The 25,046-nt window shown below is 38.0% G+C and carries 19 protein-coding genes and 1 pseudogene; 9 read left to right on the top strand and 11 right to left on the bottom strand.

The genetic code is table 11. The features are described from left to right. Nucleotides 1-8: 8 nt before the first annotated feature. The 5 genes from mnmE to rpmH form a co-directional block, all read right to left on the bottom strand. Nucleotides 9-1,373 carry a tRNA uridine-5-carboxymethylaminomethyl(34) synthesis GTPase MnmE gene (mnmE, locus tag ACG9ZL_RS17545; RefSeq protein WP_419360946.1) on the bottom strand — a complete coding sequence of 455 codons (1,365 nt, stop codon included), beginning with the start codon at nt 1,371-1,373 and terminating at the stop codon, nt 9-11. A gap of 89 nt (nt 1,374-1,462) precedes the next feature. Beyond that, entirely contained in the window at nt 1,463-3,202 is a 1,740-nt protein-coding gene (gene yidC, locus ACG9ZL_RS17540) for a membrane protein insertase YidC (RefSeq protein WP_004718941.1), read from the bottom strand. Between the two features lie 5 nt (nt 3,203-3,207). Further along, nucleotides 3,208-3,528 (bottom strand): membrane protein insertion efficiency factor YidD, encoded by a 321-nt coding sequence (gene yidD / locus ACG9ZL_RS17535; RefSeq protein WP_004718939.1) that lies wholly within the window; start codon nt 3,526-3,528, stop codon nt 3,208-3,210. 9 nt (nt 3,529-3,537) lie between these two features. Beyond that, the gene (rnpA, locus tag ACG9ZL_RS17530) at nt 3,538-3,930 is read right to left on the bottom strand and encodes a ribonuclease P protein component (RefSeq protein WP_004718937.1); all 393 of its coding nucleotides are present in this window, start codon (nt 3,928-3,930) and stop codon (nt 3,538-3,540) included. 33 nt (nt 3,931-3,963) lie between these two features. Continuing rightward, nucleotides 3,964-4,098: a 50S ribosomal protein L34 gene (gene rpmH, locus ACG9ZL_RS17525; protein ID WP_000831329.1), complete on the bottom strand. Its 135-nt coding sequence runs from the start codon at nt 4,096-4,098 to the stop codon at nt 3,964-3,966. A 693-nt stretch (nt 4,099-4,791) separates the two neighbouring features. Between rpmH and dnaA the strand changes: the two genes are divergently transcribed. From dnaA to gyrB, 4 genes are all read left to right on the top strand, one after another. Beyond that, nucleotides 4,792-6,183: a chromosomal replication initiator protein DnaA gene (gene dnaA, locus ACG9ZL_RS17520; protein ID WP_336954624.1), complete on the top strand. Its 1,392-nt coding sequence runs from the start codon at nt 4,792-4,794 to the stop codon at nt 6,181-6,183. Between the two features lie 111 nt (nt 6,184-6,294). Next, entirely contained in the window at nt 6,295-7,443 is a 1,149-nt protein-coding gene (gene dnaN, locus ACG9ZL_RS17515; protein WP_336954626.1) for a DNA polymerase III subunit beta, read from the top strand. 24 nt (nt 7,444-7,467) lie between these two features. Continuing rightward, on the top strand, nt 7,468-8,550 hold the full coding sequence (recF, locus tag ACG9ZL_RS17510) for a DNA replication/repair protein RecF (protein ID WP_336954627.1): 1,083 nt from the start codon (nt 7,468-7,470) through the stop codon (nt 8,548-8,550). Between the two features lie 52 nt (nt 8,551-8,602). Continuing rightward, nucleotides 8,603-11,071 carry a DNA topoisomerase (ATP-hydrolyzing) subunit B gene (gene gyrB, locus ACG9ZL_RS17505; protein WP_336954629.1) on the top strand — a complete coding sequence of 823 codons (2,469 nt, stop codon included), beginning with the start codon at nt 8,603-8,605 and terminating at the stop codon, nt 11,069-11,071. 170 nt (nt 11,072-11,241) lie between these two features. Here the strand turns inward: gyrB and ACG9ZL_RS17500 are convergent, their stop codons facing one another. Continuing rightward, on the bottom strand, nt 11,242-12,249 hold the full coding sequence (locus ACG9ZL_RS17500; protein WP_336954631.1) for a putative solute-binding protein: 1,008 nt from the start codon (nt 12,247-12,249) through the stop codon (nt 11,242-11,244). A gap of 1,009 nt (nt 12,250-13,258) precedes the next feature. Next, entirely contained in the window at nt 13,259-15,193 is a 1,935-nt protein-coding gene (locus tag ACG9ZL_RS17495; protein ID WP_336954633.1) for an ATP-binding cassette domain-containing protein, read from the bottom strand. A 467-nt stretch (nt 15,194-15,660) separates the two neighbouring features. Between ACG9ZL_RS17495 and ACG9ZL_RS17490 the strand changes: the two are divergent. Beyond that, a pseudogene (locus ACG9ZL_RS17490) lies at nt 15,661-16,663 on the top strand (putative solute-binding protein). Nucleotides 16,664-16,727: 64 nt separating this feature from the next. Here ACG9ZL_RS17490 and tyrS read toward each other — a convergent pair. Then, nucleotides 16,728-17,942, bottom strand: a complete 1,215-nt coding sequence (gene tyrS / locus ACG9ZL_RS17485) for a tyrosine--tRNA ligase (protein WP_004718921.1) — start codon at nt 17,940-17,942, stop codon at nt 16,728-16,730. Between the two features lie 82 nt (nt 17,943-18,024). On the opposite strand from tyrS, the gene ACG9ZL_RS17480 reads away from it, so the two are divergent. Together ACG9ZL_RS17480 and ACG9ZL_RS17475 are read left to right on the top strand one after the other, a co-directional pair. Further along, the gene (locus ACG9ZL_RS17480) at nt 18,025-19,152 is read left to right on the top strand and encodes an anhydro-N-acetylmuramic acid kinase (RefSeq protein WP_419328816.1); all 1,128 of its coding nucleotides are present in this window, start codon (nt 18,025-18,027) and stop codon (nt 19,150-19,152) included. Nucleotides 19,153-19,437: 285 nt separating this feature from the next. Then, nucleotides 19,438-20,280, top strand: a complete 843-nt coding sequence (locus ACG9ZL_RS17475; protein WP_336954638.1) for an alpha/beta fold hydrolase — start codon at nt 19,438-19,440, stop codon at nt 20,278-20,280. 71 nt (nt 20,281-20,351) lie between these two features. Here ACG9ZL_RS17475 and erpA read toward each other — a convergent pair whose 3' ends face one another. The 3 genes from erpA to ACG9ZL_RS17460 form a co-directional block, all read right to left on the bottom strand. After that, nucleotides 20,352-20,687: an iron-sulfur cluster insertion protein ErpA gene (gene erpA / locus ACG9ZL_RS17470; protein WP_004718915.1), complete on the bottom strand. Its 336-nt coding sequence runs from the start codon at nt 20,685-20,687 to the stop codon at nt 20,352-20,354. A gap of 129 nt (nt 20,688-20,816) precedes the next feature. Beyond that, a complete protein-coding gene (locus tag ACG9ZL_RS17465; RefSeq protein WP_004818193.1) occupies nt 20,817-21,821 on the bottom strand; it encodes a putative solute-binding protein in 1,005 nt (334 codons plus the stop codon). Nucleotides 21,822-22,191: 370 nt separating this feature from the next. Continuing rightward, nucleotides 22,192-22,656, bottom strand: a complete 465-nt coding sequence (locus ACG9ZL_RS17460) for a hypothetical protein (RefSeq protein ID WP_419328814.1) — start codon at nt 22,654-22,656, stop codon at nt 22,192-22,194. Between the two features lie 201 nt (nt 22,657-22,857). On the opposite strand from ACG9ZL_RS17460, the gene ACG9ZL_RS17455 reads away from it, so the two are divergent. Both ACG9ZL_RS17455 and ACG9ZL_RS17450 read left to right on the top strand, forming a co-directional pair. Continuing rightward, complete coding sequence (locus ACG9ZL_RS17455; protein ID WP_336954641.1) at nt 22,858-23,925, top strand: alpha/beta hydrolase; 1,068 nt, start codon at nt 22,858-22,860, stop codon at nt 23,923-23,925. Between the two features lie 290 nt (nt 23,926-24,215). After that, the gene (locus ACG9ZL_RS17450) at nt 24,216-24,782 is read left to right on the top strand and encodes a peptidylprolyl isomerase (protein WP_336954643.1); all 567 of its coding nucleotides are present in this window, start codon (nt 24,216-24,218) and stop codon (nt 24,780-24,782) included. Nucleotides 24,783-25,046 lie beyond the last annotated feature (264 nt).

The raw sequence follows: 25,046 nt of genomic DNA, 5'->3' as shown, positions 1-25,046 counted from the left end.
AATTGAAATTACTTTCCAATACAGAACGAGCCAAAAATTACCCCTAACAGATCATCAGCACTAAAATCGCCTGTGATCTCAGCTAAGGCATTCTGTGCTAAACGTAACGATTCAGCGACCAGTTCACCCGCATGATAGACCTCAAGTTGCTCATGTGCTTCTGCAAGATAGTGCTGAGTGCGCTTCATTGCGTCTAAATGGCGAGTCCGTGCAATAAAGGTATCTTCTTCAGGATGGAAGCCAGCATGCGCTGTAATCGCATCTATAAGCGCTTGTACGCCCATTTCCTGCTTGGCCGATACGCTAATATGGCGAAAACCTTGAAAATCACTTAATTCAGGTGATTGTGTAGTTAAATCACACTTATTCCCAATCAACATCAAGCGTTTAGTTTCTAAATGATCTTCAAAATAGCGCTGAGCAAGTGCTAAAGGATTTTCACCTTGGCTGAGGTCATAGACCAAAAGTAATAAATCCGCTTGTTCAATTTCTTTGATTGCTCGGCGAATGCCTTCTTTTTCGACCACATCACCTGTTTCACGTAAGCCCGCAGTATCTGTCAGTGTGATAGGCAAGCCATTTAAAGTAATTTTCTCATGCAGTACATCACGTGTTGTTCCTGCGATATCCGTAACAATGGCACGGTCATTTCCCGCCAAGGCATTCAATAACGAAGATTTACCCGCATTGGGCTTACCTGCAATCACCACTTGCAGACCTTCACGTAATAACTGTCCCTGGCGCGCAGAGTGTTGTACAGCAGAAACAGAAGATTGCACATCTTCAAGCAGATGAAGAATTTTTCCATCTGCCAAAAAGTCAATTTCCTCTTCAGGAAAATCAATCGCCGCTTCAACATGCAAACGTAAATGAATCAGTTTTTCCAACACGGTATTCACTTTATTGGAAAACGCACCTTGCAAAGAACGTACTGCTGAACGTGCAGCTGCTTGTGAGGTCGCATCAATTAAATCTGCAATCGCTTCAGCTTGAACCAAGTCCATTTTGCCATTTTCAAAGGCTCGCATGGAAAACTCGCCTGCTTTGGCGGCGATAGCACCCAGCTCAAACAATCGTGCAAGAAGTGCATTTTGAATTACAGGACCACCATGTCCCTGCAATTCCACCACATCTTCACCCGTAAACGAGTTTGGATTTGGAAAGCAAATTGCTAGGCCCTCATCCATCACTTCACCTTTTTCATCAAAAAACTGACGAAAACCAGCAAAGCGCGCTTGAGGAAGCACTTTTTGAGTTAAAGCTTGTGCAATCGCATAAGCCTTAGGACCAGATAGACGAATCACACCTACACCACCACGTCCAGGTGGAGTCGCAATTGCTGCAATTGTGGTTTGGCTTACAGGGTTGCTCATCTAAATTACTCAAACTTTGACAATAAAAAAATCCGCCTAAGATTACCATCTTAAGCGGATTTTTTCAGCTATTGCTTAATCTATGAAGATTAAACCACTTCGCTTGCGACTTTGGCTTTAGCAACATTTTTGTTGATAAACCATTGTTGCAGAATCGTGATCGAGTTGTTCACAATCCAGTATAAAACCAAGCCTGAAGGGAAGAACAGCATAAATACTGTAAACATGATCGGCATGATTTTGAAGACTTTAGCTTGCATTGGATCAGTAGGTTGTGGGTTCAACATTTGTTGAACAAACATCGTTACACCCATGATCAACGGCAAAATAAACCAAGGATCCATTGCAGATAAATCTTGAATCCAAAGCATCCATGGTGCATGACGAAGCTCTACAGATTCCATCAATACCCAATACAATGCTAAGAAGATTGGCATTTGCAACAACAATGGTAGACAACCCGCAAGTGGATTAACTTGCTCACGTTTGTAAAGCGCCATCATTTCTTGTGAGAAACGCATGCGGTCTTCACCAAACTCTTCTTTCATGCGTTGCATTTCAGGTGCAATCACACGCATTTTCGCCATAGAGCGATAGCTCTTAGACGACAAAGGCCAAAGAATAAGCTTAACCAATACAGTCAATAAGATAATTGACCAGCCCCAGTTACCCACAAGATTATGGAAGAACTGTAAGCCAGCAAATAATAATTTTGCAATTGGCCATAACCAACCATAGTCTACAGTTTGGTTTAAACCAACAGCCAAGTCTTTTAATTCAGATTGAATTTTTGGACCTGAGTAGAACGTTGCATCAATGCTCATTGCTTTTCCAGCTGGAACATTGATGGTTGGAGAAGTAAACCCGATGATATTCATACCATCTGCAGATTTACGAGATTCCAATTTTGCTGTGTATTCTTGACCGCCAAAATGACCTGGCATCCAAGCACTTACAAAATAATGCTGAACAATCGCAACCCATCCGCCTTTTGCTTCAGTGTTGAGTTTTTCATCGGTAAAATTTGCAAATTTTAGCTTGTTATAATGCTCATCAGGGGTACCCCAAGCGCCACCCAAATATGTTCCAAGTGTAAAAATCCCTTGCGAGGTTTTTCCTGGATCATCTGAGTTATCACGCTTAATTTGACCAAACATTTGTCCTTGCCAATTTTGCGCACTACGGTTGACAACCTGATAGCTCACATCGATTGGATATTGACCTTGTTTAAAGGTAAATGTTTTGATGATTTCAACGCCATCTGCTGTTTTAAATACCATTGGTACAGCTAAAACTTGAGATGTTTTGCCATCTTTGTCCTTGGCTGCTTTGGCATCTGCAATAGTATAAGCAGTTTTTTCAAACGCATAGTTTGGACGATCTGGCTTACTGTCCGGACCATTCAATCCAATTAACCCAGATTGCGCAACATAGGTACGTTTTGCATCACTTTCAAGCATAACAAAAGGCTGATCACTGTCTTTGCTCTTGTCATGATTCAGTAATTCAATACGAACAATATCACCACCTTTAGGACTAATCCAAAGATGATAAAGGTCAGTTTGTACTGAAATCAATTGTTGATTTGCTGTGGCTGGTGCAGCTGTATTCTGTTGTGCAGCAGCTATATTTGCTTGTGGAACATCGCTAGTGGCCGCAGTTGCTTGACCTTTTGGCAGATCGGCAGACACATCATGCGCTACAACAGCCTGCGGTGTCGCAGCCTTCGATGTATTGTCATGACCATAGTCTTTTTGCCAAGCCAAAATGAGCAAATATGCGGTGACTAACATGGCCCCAAGGATTGCAAACCTGGCCCATTGTTGCATATCTATTACCCCAAGTGGTTAGAGTGATTTTGGTTCAATAAACGTTCACGCAAGGGTACAGGAACATGAAGCGTTTGAGAATCTATTTGCTGAAATGAAATAAAACGAATTGTTTTTTTTGGCACAGGATCATAACCATACCCACCCCAAGGATGACAACGACACACGCGTTTGGTTGCTAACCAGCTACCTTTTAATGCGCCGTGCGTATGGATTGCTTCTAACGAATATTGAGAACAAGTCGGAATATAACGACAACGAGGTCCAATGAGAGGACTAATCGCAATTTGATAGAAACGAATCAACCAATGCAATAAACGAATCATTGGTATCCTCTATTTTTGAGGGGAAGATTGAGCTATTTTATGGTGCTTTTTAACAATGCGCTGCAATTTTAACCAAGCAAATTGTAATTGCTGAAAAAGCTCAGCATTTGGAACTGCTTCTATACCAACTTTAGGCATCACCACAATATCCAACAAATCTATATTTTGCTGGTTTAAGCGAAAACTTTCACGCGTTAAACGTTTTATTCGATTTCTTTCATGCGCACGGCGCACTTTCTTCTTTGCAACAACAATACCCAAACGGCTTTTAGGCTGTTCGGTGACTTTTGCTAAGAATATAAAATGGGGTTGATGCACTTTAAAAAGCGCACCATCAAATACATCTTTGTAATCAGCAGCGCAGTGGATTCTCACCTCTGGACTGAAACTATAAAGAGACATAACACCCAAGTCGTCTATCAACTGTTTAAAAGATTAAACAGTTAAACTATGACGGCCTTTTGCACGACGGCGAGCTAATACTTGACGACCAGCCTTAGTAGCCATACGAGCACGGAAACCATGAACACGCTTGCGCTTTAATTCAGATGGTTGGAATGTACGTTTCATATCGAAACTCCAAAATTGATCTTTTCTAAAGGTTCGCGATTGTATTGTGCATTCTTTATTCTGTCAATAAATATACACATTTCTTTTATATAGACGCTTTATTTTTACCCAGCCAACAACTTTATATAGATTAAATTGAATAAATTATTAAAAATATATATTCACAGCATAACTTATTATTTTATAATATAAATAAGAGTTACACACAGATATATCCTCAAAGTTATCCATAGGCTGATTCACAATTTAACTTTAATTTCTTAATTTTAAATTTAAAAATCGTGTTGTTTTGAATTTAAATTCATAACTTAAGCTTTATCCACAGAAATCCTGATCCTTATAAATAAATTCAAATTTAAAATTTATATTTATTATTATTAGGGAGCGTTTTTTCTGTGGAAAACAGCTTTTTTAAGATAAATAATAATAACTTACCCTGTGAGTATCCATGTTTCTATTAATTTGATGGATTGTGGATAACTTTCTGTGATAATTTATCCACAGCTTGTGGAAAACCTTATCCACAGTTGCTTTAAATTTAAATTTATTTACAGAAGGTTGCTTTTTTGAGCGAATTAGATTGAATTAACCATGACAGATGTGGATAACTTGGTTAGAATGGCGACCCCTTCACCTACTAGGGTAGGGGTAAATAGTCTTTTTTGAATTTAAAATTGAATGAAGGGGTTTCACATGCTTTGGACGGACTGCTTAACTCGCTTGCGACAAGAGCTCTCTGATAATGTCTTTGCCATGTGGATTCGTCCTTTGGTTGCAGAAGAAGTCGAAGATACTTTAAAACTGTATGCACCCAATCCATATTGGACTCGCTACATTCAAGAACATCATTTAGAACTGATTTCTATTTTGGCGGAACAATTATCTGAAGGGCGAATTCGCAAAGTCGAAATTATAGTCGACTCGCGTCCGGGAGCTATACTTTCTGCCTCTGAACAACCTGCGACAACAACAGCAGCACTTGAAAGTTCGCCTACACCCACCCATCATACAAAAGCTAAAAAAGATAAAGAATATGAAGTTGTTTCTGCAAAAAATGTGAAGAAACGCCAACTAAATCCATTGTTTAATTTTGCTCTATTTGTTGAAGGCCGTTCTAACCAAATGGCGGCTGAAACGTGTCGTAAAGTTTTAACACAACTGGGAGAATCTCAACATAATCCACTATTTTTATATGGTCCTACAGGGCTTGGTAAAACGCATTTAATGCAAGCAGTTGGGAATGCATTATTACAAGCAAAACCAAATGCGCGTGTAATGTATATGACTGCGGAAAGTTTTGTACAAGATTTTGTCAGCTCTCTGCAAAAAGGTAAGGTTGAAGAATTTAAAAAGAATTGCCGTTCTTTAGATTTATTATTGGTTGATGATATTCATTTATTGGCAGGTAAAGAAGCCAGTCTTGTCGAATTTTTCTATACATTCAATGCTTTATTGGATGAGTCTAAACAGATTATTTTAACCTCTGACCGTTATCCAAAAGAATTAACCGAATTGGATCCGCGCTTAGTATCGCGTTTTTCATGGGGATTATCGGTTGGAGTTGAACCACCAGATATTGAAACACGTATCGAAATTTTGCTGAAAAAAGCTGAAAGTAGTGGGATAGATCTTCCTCGCAATTGCGCTTTATTTATTGCACAACAAGTTGTTGCCAATGTGCGTGAGCTTGAAGGCGCTTTAAACAAAGTTGTGGCGATCTCGCGCTTTAAGGGTTCTGCAATCGATCTAGAAGTGGTTCGTGAGTCTTTGAAAGATGTCTTGGCGATTCGTGCCCGAACCATCAGTACTGAAAATATTCAGCGAGTGGTGAGTGAATACTTCCGAATTCCATTGAAAGAATTGGTGGGGCCAAAACGCACACGTATTTACGCTCGACCACGTCAGTTGGCGATGGGGCTAGCACGTGAACTGACTGGAGACAGTTTCCCTGAAATTGGGATGGCATTTGGCGGGCGTGATCACAGTACGGTCATGCATGCATGTGAAAAAGTGCAAAGTTTACGCGACGAAGATCCAATTTTTAATGAGGATTATAAAAACCTCATGCGCCTGTTACAAAGTTAAAATTTGTACAAATTACGCGCTTGCAATGCGGCATAAACTGCCGCATAGTACGTCATTAAAAAAAATTTATTACCCACATTTTCTGTCATATTTAGTTAGAGGAATTCCACCGTGCGTTTGAAAATCGCGAAAGAGAGCTTACTTAATGTTTTGTCCCATGTGGTAGGAGCAGTTGAACGTCGCCATACTTTAAACATTCTTTCAAACGTGAAAATTCAAGCTACAAATCAAGCGCTTACGATTACTGGATCAGATTTAGAAGTGGAGCTTGTTGCAAGTACAACTCTAGCTGAAGGCGCATGTTTACAAGCAGGGGAAACCACTGTTCCTGCACGTAAGTTAGTTGATATTTGTAAATCTTTACCAGCAGCAGCTTTGATTGATTTACAGATTACTGAAGATCAGCGCTGTATTTTAAAATCTGGAAACAGTCGCTTTGTTTTAGGGACGTTGCCTGCTGAAGACTATCCACTATTAACCAATGAAAATAGCCAGGGCACTCAAGTTAAAGTGACTGAACGTGAATTAAAGCGTTTATTTGAAAAAACTTCGTTTGCAATGGCTGTTCAAGATGTACGTTTTTATCTAACTGGTACATTATTGGAAATTGATGAAAATCAATTACGCGCAGTCACCACAGATGGACATCGTTTAGCATTGTGCGAAACATTGGCGTCTTCAACTGCTGCTCAATTGGTTCAAGCCATTGTTCCTCGTAAAGCAGTAGGTGAGTTACAGCGTCTTTTAAGTATCGAAGATGAGCAGCTTACTTTGTTAATTGGTCGTGAATTGCTGAATGTTACCATTCAAACCTCTAGCCGTGATAAAGAACAAGGCGATATTACCGTACGTTTCACCACAAAATTGATTGATGGGAAATTTCCTGATTATCGACGTGTGATTCCACGTGGTGGTGACAAAGTTGTAAATATTCCACATGATGTATTTAAGCAATCATTACAACGTGTTGCGATTTTAAGTAATGAAAAATTACGTGGGGTATTCTTAAATTTTAATGCTGATTCTTTGCAATTACGTGCCAATAACCCTGAGCAAGATGAAGCGATTGAAGATTTAGCTATTCAATATGCCAATGCTCCTATGGAAATGTCATTTAATGCTCAATATATTTTAGAGGTATTAAGTGTTTTAGATGGTGATGATGTTGCAATGACCATGTCTGAAGCGAATCAATCTGTATTGGTACAAGATCCAACACAATCTAATCAAACTTACGTTGTAATGCCGATGCGTGTTTAATTGATTTATTTTTAAATCATAGCCATGCATATTACGCGTTTAAATATACAACGTGTTCGAAACCTCAAGACGGTTGCCCTCCATGAGTTGCAACCGTTTAATGTTTTTTACGGACAAAATGGTTCAGGAAAAACTTCCATTTTGGAAGCCATCCATTTATTGGCAACAGGTCGATCTTTTCGAACACATATCCCTAAAAATTACATTCAAAGTAATCAATCAGACGCCATTGTTTTTGCTCAATCACTGACCGAAAAGATTGGTATGCAAAAGCTACAAAGTGGTGAGCAGTTAATTAAGGTAAATGGTGATACTGTTGCAACCCAAGGGCAACTTGCCAAAATCTTGCCATTGCAACTGATTGATCCGTTAAGTACTGATATTATCGATCATGGTGCAAAACCACGTCGCCAATTATTGGATTGGCTCATGTTTCACGTGGAACCAGATTTCTATCATGCATGGCAATATTATTCACGCGCTTTAAAACAAAGAAATAGCTTACTTAAAACGAAACGTAATCTGACGTTGCTCGATTTAGAGCCGTGGAACAAAATGCTTAGTGATTATGGTGAAATGTTGCATTCTCAACGGGTCGAAATTATTGAGCAATGGAAGTTATATTTACAAGAAGATTTGGGGCAGTTATTGCCCGATTTAAAGATTGAGATGGAATACAGTGCAGGGTTCCATGTGGAACATGGTTTAGCCCATGATTTGATTCTATATCACCAAAAAGATGTTGATCGACGTTATACCGAATATGGGCCTCATCGTGCAGATATTCGATTAAAAACTCCATTAGGTGAAGCGGATGTGGTACTGTCTAGAGGGCAGAAAAAGTTATTGATAATGGCTTTAAAACTATCACAAATTGCCATGTTACATGCCTGTAATAAAGAAACTGTGGTATTATTAGATGATGTAACAGCAGAATTAGATTTAAGCGCACAACAACGTTTAATTGAGCGATTGAGCCAACTTGGTAGTCAAGTTTTTATTACCACACTAGACCATGAATCAGTAAAAAAACATTTACATGATTTGTCTATTTCCTACCAGTTATTCAATGTTGACCAAGGTCAGGTAAGTGTTGTTGCAACATGATTTTAGATTTTAGCCAATTTTGGAAAGACCTATTTTTCACTAGGGAGAAACCATGAGTTCAGAAGATCAAATAGCTTCTCAAACAGAACCCACCATTGAAAAGGCTTATGATTCCTCTAGTATCAAAGTATTACGTGGTCTAGATGCAGTTCGTAAACGCCCAGGTATGTATATTGGTGATACTGATGATGGTTCAGGCTTACACCATATGGTATTTGAGGTGGTCGATAACGCGATTGATGAAGCTTTAGCTGGTCATTGTGATGAAATTTTAGTGACTATTCATGAGGATGAGTCAGTCAGCGTTGCAGATAATGGACGTGGTATTCCAACCGATATTCACCCAGAAGAAGGTGTCTCTGCTGCAGAAGTAATTCTTACTATTCTGCATGCAGGTGGTAAGTTTGATGATAATAGCTATAAGGTTTCAGGTGGTTTGCACGGCGTAGGTGTATCTGTAGTCAATGCACTTTCAAGCAAACTAGAACTTACGATTCATCGTGCTGGCCACATTCATCAACAAGAATATAAACATGGTGATCCAGTTTACCCGTTAAAAATTGTGGGTGATGTTGAAACGACAGGGACTATTGTTCGTTTCTGGCCGAGTACTGAAACGTTTAGCCAAACGATTTTTAATGTCGATATTTTGGCACGTCGCTTACGTGAGCTTTCATTCTTGAATGCCGGTGTACGTATTGTCCTACGTGATCAACGTGTTGCCTTAGAACATGTCTTCGATTATGAAGGTGGTTTATCTGAGTTTGTAAAATATATCAATCAAGGTAAAACCCATCTCAATGAAATCTTCCATTTCACCACACAAGCTGAAAATGGCATAGGTGTTGAAGTTGCTTTACAATGGAACGATACCTATCAAGAAAATGTTCGTTGTTTTACCAATAATATTCCACAAAAAGATGGTGGGACGCATTTAGCTGGTTTCCGTGCAGCGTTGACGCGTGGCTTAAACAACTATATGGAAAATGAAAACTTACTCAAAAAAGAGAAAGTTGCGGTTAGTGGTGATGATGCGCGTGAAGGCTTAACAGCAATTGTTTCAGTCAAAGTACCTGATCCTAAATTCTCATCACAAACTAAAGAAAAATTGGTGTCGAGTGAAGTTAAACCTGCTGTCGAGCAGGCAATGAATAAAGCCTTTTCTGAATATTTATTAGAAAATCCTCAGGCTGCAAAATCTATTGCAGGCAAAATCATTGATGCTGCACGTGCGCGTGATGCTGCGCGTAAAGCACGAGAAATGACACGTCGTAAGAGTGCACTTGATATCGCCGGTCTTCCAGGTAAATTGGCAGACTGTCAGGAAAAAGATCCAGCACTTTCAGAATTATACTTAGTCGAGGGTGACTCTGCGGGCGGTTCTGCAAAACAAGGCCGTAACCGTAAAATGCAAGCCATTCTTCCGCTCAAAGGTAAAATTCTTAATGTGGAACGTGCACGTTTCGATAAGATGATTTCATCTCAGGAAGTGGGTACGCTGATTACTGCATTAGGATGCGGTATCGGTCGTGAAGAATATAACCCAGACAAGTTGCGTTATCATAAAATCATTATCATGACCGATGCTGACGTGGATGGTTCTCACATTCGTACCCTACTTTTGACTTTCTTCTTCCGTCAAATGCCAGAACTTGTGGAACGTGGCTATATTTATATTGCACAACCACCACTGTATAAACTGAAAAAGGGTAAGCAAGAGCAATACATTAAAGACAATGATGCTTTAGAAACGTATTTGATTTCAAATGCGATTGATGAACTTGAATTACGTGTCAATGCTGAAGCGCCTGCAATTCGTGGTGTAGCACTAGAGAAAGTGATTGCCGATTATCAAACCTCTCAAAAAAGTTTGCAGCGTTTAACCGTGCGCTATCCTGCGACTCTGCTTGATGGTTTGTTAAGTCTTGAGCATTTTAAACTTGATCAAAATCATGACCAAGATTATGTACAACAATGGGGTGAAAAACTTCGTGCTGCGATCGAAACAACGCAACCAAGTTTACGTCCAGTGTTGAGCTTGGAATCATTTGATAAAGAAACTGCTGATGGGCTTAAAACGACGATTTATTTCCCGCGTATAACGATTTATGTGCACAATTTACCGCATAGCTATTTATTAGATGCGGGGTTATTGGCATCGGGCGAATATAAGCGTTTATTGCAGAACTCGAAGAGCTGGTTCACTTTGTTAGAAGACGGTGCTTATCTGCAAAAAGGCGAACGTAAAATCAACGTTTCGACTTTCCATCAGGTTTGGCAACACATTTTGACAGATTCACGTCGCGGCATGATGATCCAACGCTATAAAGGTTTGGGTGAGATGAATGCTGAACAGCTTTGGGAAACTACGATGGATCCTGAAAACCGTAATATGCTGCAAGTGACCATTGATGATGCGATTGAAGCCGATCGTATGTTTGCATGTTTAATGGGCGATGATGTAGAACCACGTCGTGCGTTCATTGAGGAAAATGCATTAAATGCAGATATTGATGCTTAATTAAACTCATTCTAACCAGTAAATAAGGGAATAGACCTCGGTTTATTCCCTTTTTTATATCGTTATATTAATTTTGATAGTACTTTTGCTTCTATTTAAAAATTTAAAGCAAAAAAACCAGCTTATCAAAGCTGGTTTTTTGTAGGCTTTAGCTTATTTCATCTAAAGTATTATTCACCACCAAGCGTACATTCAAAGTTGGCTTTATCTACTGAACAACGTGCTTTTTTCAACACAGACATCATACCTGCGTCATAAATACCTTGTTTAGTCAGTTCTAAACGGCCATCACGCATTAACTTTTGGTATTTCAGTTTATCTTCAGCGGTTAAATTCATTTTGTATTTTGCTGGAATAGTTGCTTCTAGACGATTAATCATAGCAAAGCTTTTTGGCAAGTTTTTCACAAAATAATCACGAGATTTTTGACCAAAGCCTGCAGGGAATTTTTCCGGACGGATGACAAAGTCAGCAGTTACTTGTAATACTGGGAAGTTAAACATTGCCCCATTTGCACCTAAACCTTTTTGAATTTCAAGAGGTTTGTAGGCATAAGCAGGTGCTCCGACCATATCAACTTGACCATTGTTAAATTTTGCAACAAAGTTTGTGATATCTGAAGGAACAGCTTGTGCACCAACACGTTGTACTAGAATTTTTTGAGCGCTATCATAGCTTAAAACAGCAAACTTTTTACCAGCGGCTTTTTCAATTGAGTTGATATTTTTATCACGTACAAAAATAAATGCTGAACCAAGTGGTGCAATACCAGCAACTTCGTATTTTTTACCACCCAATGTTGTGGTCATTTTTGCAGCATTACGCGCATCTAAGGCAAAAGTAATGGCTTTTTGTGCAATCGCATTACTTGGCACACCGCCAATAGAGTCGATTGAACCCACAAATTTATTGTATTGACGTGCACGCATTGCAGTCATAAATACGCCATCGCATTTGCCTGCTTTAAAGTCGTTATCTGCAACAGCTTCGTCTTGTTTTGGGATGAGATTGATATCAGCGCCCCAACTTTTTGCTGATAATGCCCATTCTTGCGCCATTTGAAATGACTCACCTGACTTACCTAATAAATCAAATACGCAGACATCTGTCGCAGCTTGAGATGCTGAACTAAATCCAACGATTGAAGTTGCAGCAATAGCGAATACAATTTTTTTCATATTTTCTTCCTTATCTATTTATCCATCTTTAGGAACTTTTCCATAAGCGCAATATTAATCAGCTTTGTTTGAAAAAAATAGAGCATTTACTCCATTTATTATTTTTTTTTTGACAATTATTGTGAATTAGCGAGTTAACTCTCATTTCAGAGGCAAGCTTTTTATAAATAAATCAGTTTTTTAAGCTGAGTTATGTTTTTTCATTACAAATTGTTCGAAATTCATGATCTATGTAATTTTAAATAATTTTGCTGAAATTAAAAAAAATAGATGAATGTTCATTATAAAAAGCGACGAACGGTTAAATTTTGCACTTGAATTTTGTTCTATTAATAACCAAAATAATGTTGATAAGTGTGTGGGTAACTTGGCAATTAGGCCTAAATTCAATGAATACAGACTGATTTATTTGCATATTAAATTTCAAAATCGTTAAAAATTCCTCTTAAAAAATGAGTCAGAAGAACTATTTTAAAATTTTTAACTTATCCACAAACAATTGATAAAAATATTTTTAAATTCAAATGAATTGTCCTTTTTAAAGCCTTTTTTACTATTATTTAGATATGCTAATATGTTCCACGGTGTGAATTATCTATTATAAATAAAAGTTATGATTGTATTTTGTGGATTTGAAGATGCTTTTAGGCTTGGAAGTGACTGGATGTTAAATAAAATAAGCTTATGATTTTTATTGGATTATTGTGTTAAAAAGCCTTCTTTTGATCTGTGGGTCTCGAATAATGAGAATCAATACGAGAATGTGTTTGCATAGCGTGGCTATGTATTGAATTACTGAAGATTTATGAGAAGTGATAAAGTGCTTTAAATTTTGTTGAAATGATTAAGTTGCGGTTAAAAATTTAAATAATAAAATGTTTTAATTAGTTAGGTTGTTGATTATTAATGTTATTTTATTAAAAATAAAGCTAGAAAAAGCATCTGCCTATTTCTAGCTGATTTGAGGAGCTTATTGTATTAAATAGTACTTTTTAATTAAAAGTGCCTTTTAATCGAAAGAACTTTCTAATGTTTCTAGTTCCATCATCAATTCAAGCATTTTTTCTTCAGCTTGTTCTAATTTTACTTTTAACTCTGTCTGTTCATTCATGAGTTTGAGTAAATCTTCTTTACGGTTTGCCTCATAAAGGGTTGAGTCTGCAAGTAATGCTTCAATTTCTACAAGTCTAGGTTGAATTTTTCCAATTTGACTTTCAATTTTCTCGATATTTTTACGAATAGGACGGCTCAGTTCACGTTGACGAGCTGCTTCTTTACGTTGTGCTTCTTTATCGAGTTTTGAAATACTTGGTTTTTCAACCACCTGAGATTGAACAGGGGCACTAGGCTGTTGTCCATTCTTGATCATATCGATACGTGCTTGACGTAACCACGTTGCATAATCTTGTAAATCCCCGTCAAATTCCTTACTTTGACCTGCATGGACCAAAATAAGTTCATCACAGACTGAAGCGATCAGCTGACGCTCATGGGAAACTAAAACCACAGCCCCTTCAAAATCCTGTAAAGCCATCGTAAGTGCATGGCGCATATCTAAATCTAAATGGTTAGTAGGTTCGTCGAGGATTAAAACATTTGGACGTAACCAAACGATTAAAGCCAAAGCCAAACGCGCACGTTCACCGCCAGAGAAGCTTTCACTTGGGGTGTCCATACGTTCGCCACTAAAGCCAAAACTTCCTAAAAAGGAGCGTAAGGCTGCTTCACTGATCTTCGGGTCAGCAATGCGAGAAAGTTGTAACATCGGGCTGGCATTGCCATCTAAAGCATCCATTTGATGCTGGGCAAAATAACCAATATTGAGTAATTCTGAATCTTTACGTAAACCTTGAATCAGTGGCAAATCACCCACTAAAGATTTGATTAGGGTCGATTTACCTGCACCATTCATTCCCAGTAAACCGATACGACTACTTGGTGTAATCTGCAAATTTACATTGGTGACAATCAATTTATCGCCATAGCCAATATCTGCATGTTCAAGTGTGAGCAGTGGTGAACTCATTTTGCTTGGTTCACGGAAACTAAAGGTAAATGGATTATCCACATGTGCAGGGGCAAGCTCTTGCATACGTTCAAGTTGTTTAATGCGGCTTTGCGCTTGTCGTGCTTTAGTCGCTTTGGCTTTAAACCGGTCAATAAATTTTTGTAAGTGTGCTTTAGCTTCTTGTTGCTTTTCAAAAGCTTGTTGTTGTTGTGCTAATCGCTCAGCACGTGTAGTTTCAAAAGTTGAGTAGTTGCCGGTATATAAAGTCAGTACTTGATTTTCGATATGCAAAATATGATCTGTGATTGCATCTAAGAAATCGCGGTCATGTGAAATTAAAATGAGTGTCCCTTCATATGCCTTGAGCCAATCTTCTAACCATAAAATTGCATCTAAATCTAAATGGTTGGTCGGTTCATCGAGTAATAGTAAGTCTGAACGACTCATCAGGGTACGAGCAAGATTTAAACGCATCCGCCACCCACCAGAGAAACTTGAAACCAAAAGTTCTGATTGATGCTCAAAAAAACCTAAACCGGCCATCAGTTGAGATGCTTTAGATGCAGCTGTATAGCCATGAATTTCTTCAAAACGGCTATATAAATGCGCTAACTCATCATTACTCAAATCTTCAGAATGGTTTAGTTTGTCTTGTATTAGCCAATATTCTTCATCGCCAGATAATACAAAATCAATAGCTTTCATATCTAAGGCTTTGATTTCCTGAGCCATATGGGCAACGGTCCATATATTTGGACGGGTTAAGCTACCACTGTCTGACTCCATTCCACCCAAAAGTGCTGAGAACAATGTGGATTTACCCGCACCATTTACACCTGTTAAACCAATTTTCCAACCAGGATGAAGTTGCATAGACGCTTTTTGGAATAAAATGCGTCCACCACGGCGAATTGAAAGTTGGTCTAACTGAATCATAGGAAACTGACTATTGAATATCGGATGCGGTATAGTAAAGGATAAATGGTAGAGTTCAAAAAATGTATTTGATAAAAGAAGTGACAAAATGTCTTTTCTTGAGTGAAAAGCACAATAAATTGGGTAAATAGGATCAATTCAAAAAAATAAACAATGCTTTATGGTGCATGCTTAAATAAAAAAAGCGTATATCTCGCAAACCAGCAATAATCATTAGAATATTTTAATTTTAAAACCACTCAATAAAAAACCGCTCAATGAAATCAGCTCAGCTACTTATTTTTATCAGAATTTTGCCCTGAATTTTTTATCTCATCTAAAAGTTGGTTAAAAAATTAATACAAAATATCCAATTTATGTAGAATTAATCACAGTATCACCTAAAAATATGCAGTTAAAGTAAAAGACTCGGATTGCTTTTACATCTACAAGGATAAATCTATTTATAAAAATATGGATGTGAGATGATGAATAAAATAGGATATTTACCGATTATTTTTTCAGCTTTTTTCACCTCTGCTACACGCAAAACAAAATGTGTGTGTGTTTGATTTACTGGGTAAAGCGGGTGAATCTTATAAACTCTTGGAAGAATGGGCTTTAGCAGCCAAAGCATGGGGCGCTGATATTAATTTAACCGTGTATCAGTCAGAAGAAGCCGTGGATAAAAAATTTAAAACCAATAAATGTGATGCCGCTGCAATGACCACCATGCGCTCACGTGAATACAATAAATTTGGTGGATCTATTGATGCTTTGGGAGGAATTCCCAACAATGAAATTGCCAGAAGAGCGATCAACTATGCCTTGGATAAACGCAATGCAAAAAGATTGGTTTCTGAAAAAAATGGGGTCAAATATGAATTGGCAATGATTACCCCGATTGGTATTGCTTATATCTTTGTTAAAGATCGCGCAATGAATACTTTGGAAAAGGGTAAAGGTAAAAAGTTTGCATATCTGCATTACGATCTTGCACAAAAGGTTGCCGTTGAACGTGTAGGTGCAATCGGGGTTCCTTCTGATATTTTTAATTTTGTGAAAAAATTTAATGATGGTGAGGTGGATGCGATTGCTTCGCCAGCCTATGCCTATAAACCATTGGAAATTTATAAAGGTTTAGCTAGCAATGGTGCAATGTTTACTTATCCCGTAGTGAATGTGACTGCCGATTTAATTATTAAACCTGAGCAGTTTCCAGAAGGTTTTGGTATTAAGTCACGTGAGTGGGCTGTGAAGCAGTTACCAAGTTCATTTAAGAAAATATAAAAAATGGAAGCTGAAATTCCAGCAAAATATAAATTAAATGTATCTAAGGATGATGCACTCCGTTATCAGAAATTATTGCGAGAAGGGCGGATTGAGTTAACAAAAAGAGGGGTGTACGATCCTGTGATGATGTCGGTACTGAAAAAAGCACGCTGTACGGTAGATTGCACCAACTTTGAATGTTCACTTGCAGGTGAATAAATTTATTCAATAAAAAAAGCCATCAATGTTGATGGCTTTTCTGGTTTTATTGGCTTACACGGGATTAATCGGTAAAGGTCACTTTTGCAATGGCTTTTTTACTTGCCTGAATAACCAAAGTAACATTTTCTTTTACAGTGAAGTTTGCATCCACAACTTCCCAATCTACTTTTACGGCTCCACGTGAAACAGCATCTTTAGATTGTGCTGAATTCTTGGTTAAGCCTGCGGCACGTAAAATAGAAACAATCGAGATTTCTCCGTTGTATTCACCACGAGAAATAGTCACTTCAGGCGTACCTTCAGGTAGCTCGCCTTCAGTGATTAAGTTACCCGCACCTTTATGTGCATGTTCAGCAGCTTCTGCGCCATGGAAGCGTTCAACCAACTCAAGTGCAAGAATTTTCTTAATGTCTTGCGGATTACGACCTTCAGCCATTTCTTTGAGAAGAACGTCAATTTCGTCCATAGACTTAAAGCTGAGTAATTCAAAATAGCGTTCAATCAAGCTGTCAGGCATAGACAATACTTTTTGGTACATTGCGCCTGGGGCATCAAATACACCAATATAGTTGCCTAAAGACTTCGACATTTTATTGACACCATCCAAACCTTCTAGGATTGGTACGGTAATGCATACTTGAGCTTCTTGGTCATAACGACCTTGAAGAGTACGCCCCATGAGTAAGTTAAAGGTTTGGTCTGTACCACCAAGCTCAACATCAGCTTCAAGCGCGATAGAGTCGTAACCTTGAACCAAAGGATATAAAAACTCATGAATAGCAATCGGTTGATGGCTATTATAGCGTTTAGTGAAGTCATCACGTTCGAGCATACGCGCAACAGTTTGTTGCGAAGCCAATTGAATCAAATCAGCAGCGGTTTTTGTTGCAAACCATTCCGAGTTAAAACGAACTTTGGTTTTATTTGGATCAAGAATTTTAAACACTTGTTCTTGATATGTTTTGGCATTTTCTAAAACTTGTTCACGCGATAGCGGTGGACGAGTCGCACTCTTACCTGTTGGGTCACCAATCATGGCAGTATAATCACCAATCAAAAAGGTGACATCATGACCTAGATCTTGAAACGCTTTTAATTTGTTAATTAAAACAGTATGACCCAAATGTAAATCTGGTGCAGTTGGATCAAATCCTGCTTTAATTTTTAAAGGACGATTTTCTTTTAGTTTCTTCAGAAGATCTTCTTCAGAAATAATTTCGTGAGTGCCTCGGCGAATGAGGGCAAGTTGTTCTTCAGCCGGCAGGAAATTTGACATTACAAAAACCCAAATACTTCAGTTAGACTATTTGTGCGATATACTAACATTTTTTCAGCATAATGCAGGCGAAGAATATCTCATGACAACAATCTATATTGGCGTAATGACTGGAACCAGCATGGATGGCGTCGATTTTGTTGCTGCTTCATTTGATCCTTTACATCTCCATGCCACGCTTACAGTCGCTTTTGATCCTCATTTACGTGATGAATTAATGGCATTGACCTTACCTGATGATAATGAAATCGATCGAATGGGTAAGGCTGATGTTGCTCTTGCAACCATGATTGGCAATGGTATTAACCAACTCATACAAGAAAATAATTTAGATAAAAGCCAAATTAAAGCGATTGGTTGTCATGGACAAACCATTCGGCATCGCCCAGAACATGGGTTTACTTTACAAATTGGTGATCCAAATATTATTACGGAAATTACTCAAATTCCTGTGATTTCAGATTTTCGTCGTCGTGATATGGCGGCAGGTGGGCAGGGTGCTCCTCTAGTTCCAGCGTTTCATCAAGCTTTATTCCAGCATTCAACCATTCATCGAGTGATTCTCAATTTAGGGGGGATTGCCAATGTCAGCATGCTGCCTGCTGGTGATGAGCAGAATGTTTATGGTTTTGATACAGGTCCTGCCAATATTCTTATGGATGCGTGGTGTCATCGTTATACCGGACAACCTTATGACGAAAATGGCAATTGGGCCGCTTATGGTCAACCGATCCGTTCATTATTAGACCGCCTGCAAGCAAATGAATACTTCTCTAAAGAACCTCCAAAAAGTACAGGGCGTGAGGACTTTAATTTGGAATGGTTAGATGAGCAGATTTTAGATTGGCGCAATGATTTAGAATACGATGAATTAGAAGATACCCCTGAAAATATTCAGGCAACATTGATGAAACTCACGACACGTGCCATCAAGAAAGCCATTTATCGTTCGCCCCTAGATACGGGTGAGGTCTATGTTTGTGGTGGAGGTGCTTATAACTCACATCTACTTGAACAACTCCGTTGGCGTCTACGTAAGCACAACTGGTCTGTACAATCGACTTCTGCATTAGGTTTAGCACCGACATGGGTAGAAGCAACCGCATTTGCGTGGCTCGCCATGCGCTTTGACCAACAGTTAAGTGGCAACCTACCTGCTGTTACAGGGGCAAAAGGCTATCGTATCTTAGGCACGATTACAGCAGTTTAAAACTAATATGCTTGTTAAAGTGAGTTATACACCTTAGCAATCAATATTTACATAAGAATAAATGCGCTGTAAAACAAATGAAAGCAACCAAAATGAAACCAGTTTTGCTGATTTATAATTGCTACTGATTATTTTAATTCAAACTGTGGTTTCATTTTTGCTTGGCAGTGTGAGATATTTTGTAGAACAATGATCGACCTGTTTAGCGCTGAGATTGTCCTTTACTGCTGTTAAAAAATAGCGCATAAGCTTCCAATATCAATAAAAATTAAAACTGAGATCACAATGAACTTAGCGATACAGAAACAGCGCATAGAATCATTTCAAAGAGAGGGTTTTAGCTTTGATGTGATAGATTCGGGTCCTTGGGATGGGCAGCCTTTTGTCTTGTTACATGGTTTTCCTGAAACCAATAAAAGCTGGCAAGAAACTGCAGAGATCTTGAATCAAAACGGTTATCGTACTTTTGCTGTTAATCAACGTGGTTATAGTTTAGGTGCACAACCGCAAAACCGCCGTGATTATAGAAGTTCTGCTTTAGTTGAAGATGTAAATGCTTTAATCGATATGATCCAACAACAGGTTTATTTGGTTGGACATGATTGGGGGGCAGTGGTTGCTTGGGATGTTGCTCAACGTTATCCTGAAAAAATAAAACATTTGATTACGATTTCTGTACCGCATAAAGCGGCATTTATGCGTTCGATGTTAAGTAGTAATCAATTGTTAAAATCTTACTATATCGGTTTATTCCAGTTACCTAAAATTCCAGAATTATTATTTGAGAAACTACCCAAGTTGGGTCTGGGTTTATTAAAAGATTCAGGTATGACCGCAAAACAACTTGAAGATTTCCAACAAGACATCGTGGAGGAAAAGCGTCTAAGTTATGCATTAAATTGGTATCGAGGACTTCCATTTAGTTCAAATAAAAATTTAACCCAACCAGTTTATGTGCCGACTTTATTTATTTGGGGCAAACATGACTCAGCGATCGGTTCTAAAAGCGTGGCGTTAAATCATCATTATGTAAAAGCAGCTTATAAAGAAATTGTGATGGATGCGACGCATTGGATACCAGTACAGAATGCTAAACAATTAAGCCAACATATTTTAGAAACGATTTAAGATTGATGTCTCAAGCATAAAAATGCCCTCACAAGAAGAGGGCATGATTTGCTTCAAAAATATGCTTTGAATTAAATTGAGAATGATGAACCACAACCACAAGTTGTTGTTGCATTCGGGTTTTCTACAATAAAACGTGAGCCTTCTAAGCCTTCAATATAGTCAACTTTAGAACCGACGAGATATTGATAACTCAACGAGTCAACCAACATTTTTACATCACCATTTATAAATTCAGCATCATCTTCATTCATACTTTCGGCAAAGTTAAAACCATAAGAAAATCCTGAACAGCCGCCACCCGTTACATAGACACGTAACATCAGATCTTGATTACCTTCGCTATCACGAAGTTGGCGAACTTTATTTGCAGCATTGTCAGTCAGCTCAAGTGCTTGGGCGGTCATGATATTGTTCCTCAGATTTCAAATGGCTTAAATGAAAAGACCATATATTCAGTATAACATACTCAATATATGGTCAGTGAGTGAACTTTAAAGTAAATTCAGACTAAATTTATCAGATTTAATCTAGAATTATTTGTAGTTCTCATCTTGTAGCGCACATTCAAAGTTTTTCGGATCGTTTTTACAACGGAATTGCCAAAGGATTTTCATCATTTGTTTGTTATAAACGCCTTGTTTGGTCAAACTGATACGAGATTCACGCATGAGTTTTTGATAACCAGGCTTATCACCATCTGGAACTTGCATCCAGTATTTCGCCGGAATATCTGCTTTCATTTTTCCAATGATGGTGTTTGCACGAGGCAATTGCGTTTTAATCCAATCACGAGATTTTTGACCATAGCCAGCAGGGAATTTATCTGGACGAATGATAATATTACCTGTGACTTGTAGCAGTGGGTAATTCACAATAGCGCCTTTGGTGCCTAAACCCTTATGCAGCTCTAAAGGTTTAAATACAGCTGCAGGTGCACCAATAATATCAACCTGACCATTATTGAATTTACTGCCAAAATTTGTAACATCCGCGGCAACTGCTTGAGCACCGATTTGTTGAACCATAATTTTTTGTGCTTGGTCATAGTCGAGTACCGCAATTTTTTTACCTGCTGCTTTTGCAACTGTATTGATATTGCGATCATTGACCATCAGGAAAGCATCACCTACTGGAATAACACCAACAACTTCATATTTTCCACTGGTCATGTATTTTGCAAAGTTTGGATTTGCTAATCCTTGCATTACTTTTACCGCGAGATTGAGATCTGGAATCGCACCAATTGCATCTAAAGAGCCGGTGAAACTATTAAATTGTCGGCCACGCATACCTGTGATACTGACAGCATCACATTTACCCGCTTTAAAATCTTCAGCAATAACAGATTCATTTGAATTCACTTTTAATTCCAGATCCGCACCCCAGTTTTTCGCTGCAAGTTGATAATCTTTCATTAAGGTAAAAACATCACCATTTTTACCCACTAAATCAAACACACACATAACTTGTTTTGCTTGGGTGGCAGATGTTGCAAGCAAAAGACCCGCAGCAGCAATGAGAGCATTAGACCATTTCATTATTTTTTTCCTTTCCATGATCAATATTATTCATGTTCAATCAAATCGAAGAGCTTCGATCAATAGAACTTTGTGACATCAAAAATGTATCTAGTTTAGAAAATCGTTTATTGCTAAACCAAACATGATCTATTCTGAACAATCGATTTTCCAAATCAATTGTTCAAGTTCAATGATGAATTGATGTTATTGAAATCATTACTTGAAATGAGTCAGTTCGCAATGACCCAAATGACAAAATTTCCTCAGCAAAGAAGAAACGCCAGAAGCTATTAATTACTGAGGAAAATCATTACTTTTGCTTTTATAAATGATTAAATTGTTTGCTAAAAAGACAAAAGAATCTGGGTTAGCCCCAGATTCTTGAAGATTAATCTTTGTTTTGATCTCTGTTTTTACGCTCATCACGTCTTTTATCACGTTGCTGTTGTTGATTTTGACGATCACGCTGTTGCCACTGTTTTTGATCAGGTCGGTTGTCCCAGCGGTGGTCACGATTTGATTTATTGTTCCAATCTTTTCTATGTTGTTCCCATTGCTGTCTTTTCATTTGATCACGTTTGGCTTGTTCATATTGCCAACGTTGTTTATCCCAGTTCTTTTGGCGCCGTTCTTGTTCAATGCGCATTTGTTGTAAACGATAGGCTCGCTCGCGTTCCCAACGTTGGCGATCATTGTTTCGGTCATATCTTGGATCATAGCGTTGTCCATAGCCATAATCTCGATACACTGGTTGTCCATAGCCGCGAGAGTCATAACCATCTTCAGGAAATGCAACACAACCAACAGCAATAATAGACGTCATGAATGAAACAATTAATGCTTTTATAGCCATAAGTTGTCTCCATTTAACAAGCAAAATAGCAAAAAAAATTCAGATATAGCAAAATAGTCAATGACAAGTCATTTAACTCAGATTAGCGTATTTAAAAATTATATTTGTATATCGATGATGAGACTTGTATAAGATTATAGTCAGTCGATGCCTGATCATGTAGACAATATGAAGAATTTGAACATTTAAGGAAGAATCATAATGGTTGCTTTTCAACGTAGTATTCATGATTTAGTCGAAAAAGGGCAGGGTTCAGCAGGTAGGGCTTTAGATCGTTTGCCTACATTCGCTCAAGAGTCATTAACCAAGTTATTGGGTTACCCGTACCAGTTTCCTCAATTGGATAGCTTCACCAAATGTTTGATGGCAGCTCAACTTAAACAGGGCAAAGTGGGTTTTATTGGCGCAGATGTAGAGCGCTCTAGAAAGCAATTTGAATCACAAATGCAATCTATTATAAATAAATCGACCCATATCCAATTTGTTGAAGATATTCGTCTTCCGCTGCAAAGTGGCAGTGTCTATGCACGCCATTACCATCCTGCACCAAATAAAAAATTGCCAATGATTGTATTTTATCATGGCGGTGGTTTTGTGGTGGGTAGTGTGGACACCCATGATGAAGTGTGTCGCCTAATTGCTGCCCATGCAAAAGTTCAGGTTTTAAGTATTGAATATCCACTCGCACCTGAAGTTAGCCCACGTGACTTAATTCAATCTTGTGAAGATGCTTTGGCTTGGGTGTATCAAAATCGCCGTCAATTTAAAATTCTCAAAAACCGTATTGCGGTTGCAGGTGATAGTGCGGGCGGAAATATTAGCGCTGTTGTTGCACAACGCACAGTCAATACAGTGTTTGCGCCTCAAGCCCAGTTCTTGATTTATCCTGCTGTTGATTTTAAGAGTCGACATCCATCTTTCTTTGCTTATAAAGATGGCCTAGTTTTGACAGGCTCAGATATTGATTATGTGACTGACTATTATGCGACGCGTTTTAATATGGCATTGGATGATCCAATCATTTCACCAACCAATGGTCAGCTAAAGAAACTTGCCCCTGCATTTGTAGTAACGGCTGGACATGATCTTTTGCATGATGAAGGTAAAATTTATGCTTATAAGTTACGTCAAAATGGCGTAAAGGTTCATTATCAGGATTATGAAGATCAAACGCACGGATTTATTAACTTAACCCCTGTTTCACGTAAAGCTAAAAAATACGTTATAGAGATGAGTAAAGAGTTTCGTAAATTCTGGGATAAACAATAACAAAATATCATCTTTTACAAATCACTTTTGTTTCACGTGGAACAAAAGTGATTGGCTAAAAAGTAATCAGAAAAAATAATTGTTCTATAAAATCTAATAACAATCGCTTAGCTATACTTTTTTTTGTTTATAAAACATATTCAACAACCAGCAAGGCTTATGACAGCTATATAAATATAGTCGTGAATACTGTTGAGTATTGGTAAACGTGTTTAAATGTCATTTTTCAAAAGAATAAAGGCAGACTACTATGAGAGGCTTATTAATTTAAAATGTTTAAGGAAAAGAAAATGATCAAAAAGATAGGTATCGGTCTTGCTTTAGTGGTTTTGGTGAATCAAGCGTTCGCCAATACAGATATGCAAATTAAAACCAATTTAGGCAACATCAATATAGAGCTTTATGATGATCAAGCCCCGATATCAGTAAAAAATTTTAAGAGCTATGTAAATAGTCAATTTTACAACGGCACCATTTTCCATCGTGTTATCCCTGGTTTTATGATTCAAGGTGGTGGCTTTGATAGCAACATGAAAGAGAAGAGTACGCAACCAGCGATTCAGAATGAATCTAGCAATGGCTTAAAGAACGTTCGTGGGACTTTGGCAATGGCTCGAACCAATGCGCCAAACTCTGCAACCAGTCAATTCTTTATTAATGTTGCAAATAATGACTTTTTAAATAAGTCTGCTGGAAACCCTGGTTACGCAGTATTTGGTAAGGTGACTCAAGGACTGGATATCGTCGATAAAATCGTACAGACACCAACACAAACAGTTGGTATGCACCAAGATGTGCCTAAACAAGCTGTAAAAATCATCAGTATTCAAACAATAAAAACAAATGTGAAAAAATAGTTAAAAAATAAAGCAGAAATATTTTGTTCATATTTCTGCTTTAATATTAAAAGCTTACACGATAAAAAGTTTAAAAATGATCCAAAATAGTGCATAAAAATACAACACTCAATAAAACAATCAGTTAAAAGCACTTGCGTGTGTAAGAAATTGCCCTATAATGAGCTCATCCCGACGCGATACAGCAAACGAACTTAGCTTAGAGGGTTAAGTTGTTAAATGTTTATTGCGTCTTATTTATCACTGACGAAGTGATAAATTAAT

It is taken from the genome of Acinetobacter legionensis (assembly GCF_048551735.1).
GTDB lineage: Bacteria > Pseudomonadota > Gammaproteobacteria > Pseudomonadales > Moraxellaceae > Acinetobacter.
Note: the sequence above shows the minus strand (reverse complement) of the source record. Positions and strands in the feature narration are given on the sequence as shown.

Bases quoted from the DNA above. Each gene is read 5' to 3' on its own strand.
- mnmE (WP_419360946.1), bottom strand. From the start codon at position 1,373: ATGAGCAACCCTGTAAGCCAAACCACAATTGCAGCAATTGCGACTCCA.
- yidC (WP_004718941.1), bottom strand. From the start codon at position 3,202: ATGCAACAATGGGCCAGGTTTGCAATCCTTGGGGCCATGTTAGTCACC.
- yidD (WP_004718939.1), bottom strand. From the start codon at position 3,528: ATGATTCGTTTATTGCATTGGTTGATTCGTTTCTATCAAATTGCGATT.
- rnpA (WP_004718937.1), bottom strand. From the start codon at position 3,930: ATGTCTCTTTATAGTTTCAGTCCAGAGGTGAGAATCCACTGCGCTGCT.
- rpmH (WP_000831329.1), bottom strand. From the start codon at position 4,098: ATGAAACGTACATTCCAACCATCTGAATTAAAGCGCAAGCGTGTTCAT.
- dnaA (WP_336954624.1), top strand. From the start codon at position 4,792: ATGCTTTGGACGGACTGCTTAACTCGCTTGCGACAAGAGCTCTCTGAT.
- recF (WP_336954627.1), top strand. From the start codon at position 7,468: ATGCATATTACGCGTTTAAATATACAACGTGTTCGAAACCTCAAGACG.
- gyrB (WP_336954629.1), top strand. From the start codon at position 8,603: ATGAGTTCAGAAGATCAAATAGCTTCTCAAACAGAACCCACCATTGAA.
- ACG9ZL_RS17500 (WP_336954631.1), bottom strand. From the start codon at position 12,249: ATGAAAAAAATTGTATTCGCTATTGCTGCAACTTCAATCGTTGGATTT.
- ACG9ZL_RS17495 (WP_336954633.1), bottom strand. From the start codon at position 15,193: ATGATTCAGTTAGACCAACTTTCAATTCGCCGTGGTGGACGCATTTTA.
- tyrS (WP_004718921.1), bottom strand. From the start codon at position 17,942: ATGTCAAATTTCCTGCCGGCTGAAGAACAACTTGCCCTCATTCGCCGA.
- ACG9ZL_RS17480 (WP_419328816.1), top strand. From the start codon at position 18,025: ATGACAACAATCTATATTGGCGTAATGACTGGAACCAGCATGGATGGC.
- ACG9ZL_RS17475 (WP_336954638.1), top strand. From the start codon at position 19,438: ATGAACTTAGCGATACAGAAACAGCGCATAGAATCATTTCAAAGAGAG.
- erpA (WP_004718915.1), bottom strand. From the start codon at position 20,687: ATGACCGCCCAAGCACTTGAGCTGACTGACAATGCTGCAAATAAAGTT.
- ACG9ZL_RS17465 (WP_004818193.1), bottom strand. From the start codon at position 21,821: ATGAAATGGTCTAATGCTCTCATTGCTGCTGCGGGTCTTTTGCTTGCA.
- ACG9ZL_RS17460 (WP_419328814.1), bottom strand. From the start codon at position 22,656: ATGGCTATAAAAGCATTAATTGTTTCATTCATGACGTCTATTATTGCT.
- ACG9ZL_RS17455 (WP_336954641.1), top strand. From the start codon at position 22,858: ATGGTTGCTTTTCAACGTAGTATTCATGATTTAGTCGAAAAAGGGCAG.
- ACG9ZL_RS17450 (WP_336954643.1), top strand. From the start codon at position 24,216: ATGATCAAAAAGATAGGTATCGGTCTTGCTTTAGTGGTTTTGGTGAAT.